The organism is Streptomyces sp. MK37H, from assembly GCF_018035285.1.
Taxonomy (GTDB): Bacteria; Actinomycetota; Actinomycetes; order Streptomycetales; family Streptomycetaceae; genus Streptomyces; species Streptomyces endocoffeicus.
Genome location: NZ_JAAAYH010000492.1, coordinates 1 through 6,347 on the forward strand (window position 1 = coordinate 1; position 6,347 = coordinate 6,347).

The 6,347-nt window shown below is 73.2% G+C and carries 5 protein-coding genes; 4 read left to right on the forward strand and 1 reads right to left on the reverse strand.

The annotated features are described in order from the left end of the window. Positions 1-1,191 (reverse strand): IclR family transcriptional regulator (locus tag GWI24_RS38700; protein ID WP_210950715.1); only part of this gene is annotated, 1,191 nt, incomplete at its 3' end. A gap of 109 nt (positions 1,192-1,300) precedes the next feature. Between GWI24_RS38700 and GWI24_RS38705 the strand changes: the two genes are divergently transcribed. The 4 genes from GWI24_RS38705 (at position 1,301) to GWI24_RS38720 (ending at position 6,309) form a co-directional block, all read left to right on the forward strand. Next, the gene (locus tag GWI24_RS38705) at positions 1,301-2,482 is read left to right on the forward strand and encodes a 4-hydroxybenzoate 3-monooxygenase (protein WP_210950716.1); all 1,182 of its coding nucleotides are present in this window, start codon (positions 1,301-1,303) and stop codon (positions 2,480-2,482) included. After that, the gene (locus GWI24_RS38710; RefSeq protein ID WP_247617494.1) at positions 2,479-3,318 is read left to right on the forward strand and encodes an IclR family transcriptional regulator; all 840 of its coding nucleotides are present in this window, start codon (positions 2,479-2,481) and stop codon (positions 3,316-3,318) included. Before GWI24_RS38705 ends, GWI24_RS38710 begins: the two co-directional genes overlap by 4 nt. 107 nt (positions 3,319-3,425) lie before the next feature. Then, a complete protein-coding gene (locus GWI24_RS38715; RefSeq protein ID WP_210950717.1) occupies positions 3,426-4,877 on the forward strand; it encodes an MFS transporter in 1,452 nt (483 codons plus the stop codon). 43 nt (positions 4,878-4,920) lie between these two features. Beyond that, positions 4,921-6,309: an FAD-dependent oxidoreductase gene (locus GWI24_RS38720; protein ID WP_210950718.1), complete on the forward strand. Its 1,389-nt coding sequence runs from the start codon at positions 4,921-4,923 to the stop codon at positions 6,307-6,309. Positions 6,310-6,347 lie beyond the last annotated feature (38 nt).

Genomic DNA, 6,347 nt, shown 5'->3' on the forward strand with positions numbered 1-6,347 from the left:
TCCGCGCGCGAGCGACTGCAGAAAACCCGCTCCCAGCTCCCGCTTGGCCATCCGCGCGGGGTCCTCGCCCACGGCCATCGGTGCCGCGCCCGCGACGCCCCGCGCCCGCTCGGCGGCGGGGCCGTCGCCCGGGACCCGGGCCGACGGGCCCGGTGACGGACCGCCCGGGGCCGACCCCGTGCGAGCTTCACCCGCCACGGGCGGCCCTCCGTCGGCTCCCGCGGCGGCCGGGCCGGGCGGTGTGGTGCCCGCCGCACCCGCGCCGCCACTCCCGCCGCCTCCCCCGCGCGGCGCGCCCGCAGACGATCCGGACGGGCCGAGCGCTCCCACGGCCCGAGGAACCGAAGCGGCCGAAGCGGCGAGGCGTCGCCGTGGAGCCGCCAAAGCCGCCTCCATCGCGGGAACTTCCGCGCCCAGCGGCCCCAGCACCGCCGCCCGCAGCGAGTCCACGTCATGGCGGCTGGTGTGGCTGACCACGTTGACCGCGCAGACGATACGGCCCGAGACGTCCCGTACCGGAACGGACACCGCCACCAGGCCCGGTTCGATCAGCTGGTCGTCGACGGCCCAGCCGTCGCGGGCGGCCTCCTTGACGCGGGCCTCGAAGTCCTCGCCGGAGGCGGGCCGGTGGCGGGGCGGGACGGCCGGGAACGCGGTGTCCAGGGGGTCCTCGGCGCGGCGGGCGCGCCAGGCGGCCCAGTCGGCCCCGGACCACTCGGCGGCGAAGAGCGCGCCGGGCGAGCAGCGCTCGGCGGGGAGCAGATCGCCGATCCGGAAGGCGAGGGACATGGTGCGGCGACGGGTGACCTGGACGACGAAGCGCACCCCGCCGCCGTCGGGGACGGCGACCGAGACCGACTCGTCGAGCCCGTCCGCGAGCCGCTCGGCGAACGGGCCGAGGGCGGCGGGCAGTCCGCTCGCGGCCAGATACGCGTTGCCCAGCTCCATCAGCCGGACCGCGAGGCCGATGTCGCGGCCGTCGAGCGTGACGTAACCGAGCTGTTCGAGCGTGCCCACGACGCGGTCGACCACGGACCGGGCGAGCCCCGTGCCGCGCACGAGATCGCCGGGCCGGACCGTCGTCTGTCCCTCGTGCGCGGCAAGCCGGGTCAGCTCGCGCAGCACGGCGAGGCCGCGCTCAAGAGGCCCGACGGGGCCATTGACAGGTGGTGGCACCGGGCTGAAACTCATCACCAGCCGATTATGAACGAAGTTTCATTCAGCGAACAAGTGGCGAAGGCGAAGCGGGCCGCATGGATCACCACAGCGACATGGACCACCACAGCAAGGGGACGATGTGATGCGCACGACCGTCGGCATCATCGGCGGCGGACCCGCCGGGCTGCTGCTCGCCCGGCTGCTGCACCGCGCCGGGATCGACTGCGTGGTGCTGGAGAGCCGGGACCGGGCGTATGTCGAGCGGCGCCAGCGGGCCGGGATCCTGGAGCAGGGCACCGTGGATGTGCTGCGGGAGTGCGGCGCCGGCGGGCGGCTGGACCGCGAGGGGCTGCCCCACCAGGGCATCGAGCTGCGCTTCGAGGGCCGCGGCCACCGCGTGGACTTCCCCTCCGCCACCGGGGGCAAGTCGGTGACGGTCTACGCCCAGACCGAGATCGTCAAGGATCTGATCGCGCTCCAGCTGGAGGAGCCGGGCGGTCCCCCGCTGCTGTTCGGGGCCGAGGCGCTGGCCATCGAGAAGCCGGACTCCGCCGCGCCCGTCATCCGCTTCCGCCACGAGGGCCGCGAACAGACCCTGAGCTGCGACTACGTGGCGGGCTGCGACGGCTTCCACGGCATCGCCCGGCGCACGATCCCCGCCGACCGGGTGCGCGCCTTCGAGCACGCCTACCCCTACTCCTGGCTCGGTGTGCTGGCCGATGTGGCGCCGTCCTGCGAGGAGCTGATCTACGCCCGCCATCGGCGCGGCTTCGCCCTGCACAGCATGCGCTCCCCCCACGTCTCCCGGCTCTACCTCCAGGTGCCCAACGGCACCGACCCGGACGACTGGTCCCATGAGCGGATCTGGGACGAGCTGTCGGCCCGCTTCGCGCTCGACGGGGACTGGACGCTGGAGCGCGGCCCGATCACCGCCACCTCCGTCACCCCGATGCGCAGCTTCGTCCAGGAGCCGATGCGCCACGGCCGGCTCTTCCTGGCGGGCGACGCGGCGCACATCGTGCCGCCCACCGGCGCCAAGGGGCTCAATCTGGCCGTCACCGATGTGATCACGCTGGCCCGTGCGCTGATCCACCACCAGGAGACCGGCTCGCCCGAGCTGCTGGACGGCTATTCGCGGACCTGTCTGCGCCGGGTGTGGCAGGCCGAGCGGTTCTCGTACTTCATGACCGACACGCTCCACCGGCGCCCGGACGAGAGCCCGTTCGAGGACCGGGAGCGGATCGCGCGGCTGGAGCGGATCGCCTCCTCCCCCACCGCCTCCGCCGAGCTCGCCGAGAACTACGTCGGCCTCCCGCTGTCATGACCGCCTCCGGCCCCCTCACTCCCATCAGCCCACCGGGCGCCCGCGCCACCGGCGGCCGGGACGGCGGCCGCTCGGTCGCGGGCCGGATGCTGGCGGTCCTCGACGCGTTCGACGCCTCGAACCGCTCGCTGTCCCTCACCGCCCTCGCCCGGCGCGCCGGGCTGCCGCTGGCCACCGCGCACCGGCTGGTCGCCTCGCTCACCCGCTGGGGCGCCCTGGAGCGCGACGCCACCGGGGCGTACCACATCGGGCTGCGGCTGTGGGAGGTGGCGACGCTCTCGCCGCGCGGGGTCGGGGTGCGCGAGGCGGCCCTGCCGTTCATGGAGGACCTGTACGAGGCCACCCACGAGAACGTCCAGCTCGCCGTGCGGGACGGCCTGGAGGTGGTCTATGTCGAGCTGATCTCGGGACACTCGGCGGTCCAGGTCCGCACCCGGGTCGGCAGCCGCTGGCCGCTGCACGCGACCGGCGTCGGTCTTGTGCTGCTCGCGTACGGGCCGCCACGGCTGTACGAGCGGGTGTGCGCCCGCCCGCTGCGCCGCTACACCGAGATGACGATCCAGGACCCGCACCGGCTGCGGACCGCCCTGGCCGAGGTGCGGCGCACCGGGATCGCGGTCAGCGACCGGCAGATCACCATGGACGGGCTGTCCATCGCCGCTCCGGTGCGCGGACCGGGCGGGGAGGTGGTGGCCTCACTGTCGGTGGTGGTACCGGCCGCGGAGGGGCGGGCCCCGGGGCTGATCCCGGCCGTACGGGTCGCCGCGCACGGCATCTCCCGTACTCTCGCCGCCGCCCGGGGGCAAGACCCCGTCGCGGAGGCTTCCGGTCGGTGAAAGACCCGCGAACGCGCCTTGCCGCGCCCGATGTCCGGCCACATTCTGTGTGGCACCAACCGAGCCGCCGAGCCTGAACCCCCAGGCCCGAGAGGGGACATGGAGACATGCCCGAAGTGACCGCAGAGCCCACCGCGCAGGGCCGGGAGGCGCCCCGCGGCGGCTGGCAGCCGTATCACACCCTGTGGGCCATGCTGCTGGGCGGCTGGCTCTTCTCGTACGCCGACCGCACCATCACCGGCCCCGTCGTCACCTGGCTGATCGAACACGACCACGGCATGCTGGGCTCCGCCAGCCATCCGCACGCGCTCGGCGGTCTGATCGGCAGCCTCTTCTTCGCGGGCTACATGCTCACCCAGTTCCCCGGCGGCTATCTCGGCGACCGCTTCGGGCACCGCACCATGCTCGCGGTCTCGCTGCTGTGGGCGGGGGTCGCGACGCTGGCCAGCGGGCTGATGAGCGGGCTGATCGCCTTCGTGGTGCTGCGGGTGCTGACCGGGCTCGGCGAGGGCGTCTTCTACTCCAACGACCGCTCGCTGATCGCCCAGCGCACCCCGCCCGCCAAGGCCGGTCTTGGCATGGGCGTGGCCATCACCGGGCTGTCCATCGGGCTGACGATCGCGACCATCAGCGCCCCGTACCTGATCGACTGGGGCGGGGAGGTGTTCGGCGAGGAGGACGCCTGGCGGATGCCGTTCCTGGTGCTCGGCGCCGCGACGCTCGCGTTCGGCTGGGCCACGGCGGTCTATATGCGCCGCATCGGCGGCCCGCTCAAGGCCACCGGCTCCACACTGCGGCTGCTGGGGATCTCGGCGGTGCTGTGCGCCGCGGTCATGGCGGTCTATCTGATCGCCGACGGGGCGGGGATGCCGAGCTGGGGCGTGGCCATCCTCGAGTGCGTGCTGGCGTTCGTGCTCATCGGGGCGATCTTCGCCCGGCGCAGCGGCCGGCTGGGCGCGGTCTCGCGGAACCGCAATGTGCTGCTGCTCAGCTTCGCCTTCATCGCGGTCATGTGGAATCTGTGGTTCTTCAGCTTCTGGTCGGTGTCGATCGTCGCGGACGCCGCCCACAGCTCGTTCCAGAACGCCGCGCTGGTGGCCACCTTCAACGCGGGCGCGGGGATCCTCGGCTTCCCGGCGGGGGGCATGCTCTCGGACCGGGCGAAGGCCCGGGGGTGGGGGCGGCGTCCGCTGCTGATCGCGTTCACCGTGGTCCAGGGGGTGCTGGTGCTGGTGTTCGCCGCGTATCTGCAGACCCATGAGAAGCCCTCCCTCTGGGTGATGTCCGTTCTGCTCTTCGTCTCCAGCCTGTTCTTCAACGCGCTCCAGCCGATGGCGCACGCGCTGCTGAACGACGTGGTGGACGCGGCCGAACGCGGCGCGGCCTTCGGGCTGTTCAACCTGGTCGGGGAGATCGGCGCGGTGGTCAGCCCGGCGCTCAGCGGCACCCTCTTCGACCATTACGGCAGCTGGACGAACGCGGTCTACATCGACGGCGCGCTGATGCTCGTCAGCGCCGTGCTCTACATGCTGATCCGGGAGCAGACCTCGCGCGCTTAACTTGGTGCCCTATAGCCGGACATCCAGTGGCGGAGGGGCATACATGGCGGCGGCACGACGCATGGTGGTCATCGGAGGCGACGCGGCGGGCATGTCCGCCGCGTCGCGGGCGCGCAGACTCAAGAGCCGGGGCGAGCTGGAGATCCTCGCCTTCGAGCGCGGCCAGTTCACCTCGTACTCGGCCTGCGGCATCCCGTACTGGGTCGGCGGGCTGGTGAACGGCCCGGACGAACTGGTCGCCCGGACGCCCGAGACCCACCGGGGCCGCGGAATCGACGTACGGACCCACACCGAGGTCGTCGAGATCGACCTCGCCGGGCAGCGGGTCCTGGCGCGGGACCTCGATCCGCGCGGCGAGGGCGAGCAGTGGTACGGCTTCGACGACCTGGTCATCGCGACCGGCGCCCGGCCGCGCCGCCCCGGGATGCCCGGGATCGACGCCCCCGGCGTCCACGGGGTGCAGACCCTGGACGACGGGCGGGCGCTGCTGGAGTCCCTGGAGGCCACCCCGGTCGAGCGGGCGGTGGTGATCGGCGCCGGGTACATCGGGGTGGAGATGGCCGAGGCGCTCATGCAGCGCGGCGCCCAGGTGACCGTCCTGGAGCGCGGTGAGCAGCCGATGTCCACGCTCGACCCCGACATGGGACGGCTGGTGCGCGACGCGATGTCGGGGCTCGGCATCGACACCGTGACCGGCGCGGAGGTCACCGAGGTGGTCACGGGCGAGGACGGCCGGGTGCGGGCGGTTGCCACCAAGATGAGCGAATACCCCGCCGACCTGGTGGTCCTGGGCCTGGGGGTGGCCCCGGAGACCGGGCTCGCCCAGGAGGCGGGGCTTCCGGTGGGCGAGTACGGCGGGCTGCTGACCGATCAGGCCATGCGGGTGCGCGGTTACGACAACATCTGGGCGGGCGGTGACTGTGTCGAGGTCCTCGACCTGGTGTCCGGCCGCACCCGGCACATTCCGCTGGGCACCCACGCCAACAAGCACGGGCAGGTCATCGGCTCCAATGTGGGCGGCGACTACGCGACCTTCCCCGGTGTCGTCGGCACGGCCGTCAGCAAGGTCTGCGATCTGGAGATCGCCCGCACTGGGCTGCTGGAGGCCGAAGCGGCCGCCGTGGGGCTCCAGTTCGAGGCGGTCACGATCGAGGCGACCAGCCGCGCCGGGTACTACCCGGAGACCCGGCCGATGACGGTGAAGATGCTCGCCGAGCGGCGCACGGGACGGCTGCTCGGCACGCAGATCGTCGGCCGCGAGGGCGCGGGCAAGCGGGTGGACGTCGCGGCGGTCGCGCTGACCGCCGGGATGACGGTGGAGCGGATGACGGCGCTGGACCTGGGCTACGCCCCGCCGTTCTCGCCGGTGTGGGACCCGGTGCTGGTGGCGGCGCGCAAGGCGGCGGCGACAGTGAGGGCGACCGGATCGTGACGCCTGCGGCGGGCCTTTCCCCTACCCGCCCCTTCCCG

Excerpts from the sequence above, each read along its gene's own strand:
- GWI24_RS38715 (WP_210950717.1), top strand. The coding sequence starts at position 3,426 with ATGCCCGAAGTGACCGCAGAGCCCACCGCGCAGGGCCGGGAGGCGCCC.
- GWI24_RS38720 (WP_210950718.1), top strand. The coding sequence starts at position 4,921 with ATGGCGGCGGCACGACGCATGGTGGTCATCGGAGGCGACGCGGCGGGC.
- GWI24_RS38705 (WP_210950716.1), top strand. The coding sequence starts at position 1,301 with ATGCGCACGACCGTCGGCATCATCGGCGGCGGACCCGCCGGGCTGCTG.
- GWI24_RS38710 (WP_247617494.1), top strand. The coding sequence starts at position 2,479 with ATGACCGCCTCCGGCCCCCTCACTCCCATCAGCCCACCGGGCGCCCGC.